1 protein-coding gene is annotated in these 630 nt (G+C 41.0%); it reads right to left on the bottom strand.

Annotated elements, in window-relative coordinates; all coding sequences use genetic code 11:
- The coding region (locus HMPREF2697_RS04335; RefSeq protein ID WP_142350077.1) for a transposase at positions 1 to 630 on the bottom strand (630 nt) is incomplete at both ends.

A 630-nucleotide genomic window follows, 5' to 3' on the forward strand; every position in this document is an offset into this window, starting at 1 on the left:
AAGTTTGTAGGCATTAGCGAGCTCTTCTGAAAAGACCAATGTCTTCTCAATGATTTCATGTGGTACTAAAGTTTGTCGGAAGGTCTTTGAATAAAAAGAGTTGAGCGATAGCTTACGGCTGTCCTTTTGAAAGAGTCGCCAGTGATTTTTCAAGGCTCGATAGGGTAGTGACTTCTTATCAAACTGGTTCATAATAGCAATTCTTGTCTTTAAAAATGCTCGACCAAGGTGCTGGATAATGTGGAAACGATCAAGAACGATTTTGGCGTTTGGAAAAAGTTTTTTGGCTAGTGGCATATAGGTCCCCGACATATCCATCGTGATAAACTGTACCTGTTGTCGGACTTTCAATGGATACTTCAAAAAGTAGTTTCGTATAGTGGTTTGGCGACGATTATCAAGGATGGTTATGAGTTTGTTTGTCTCATAGTTCTGCGCAACAAAAGCCAATTTCCCTTTCTTGAACCCAAACTCATCCCAGGACATAATAGCTGGGAGTTTGTCATAGTGTTCCTTGAAAGTAAACTGGTCGAGTTTACGATAGACAGTGGACGTTGACACGCGAAGTCTTCTGGCAATATCCGTTAATGACACCTTCTCAGTTAGGAGTTGTGTAACCTTTTGTCGGAC

This window comes from Streptococcus sp. HMSC064D12 (assembly GCF_001837205.1).
In the GTDB taxonomy this organism is placed as follows: Bacteria; Bacillota; Bacilli; order Lactobacillales; family Streptococcaceae; genus Streptococcus; species Streptococcus salivarius_D.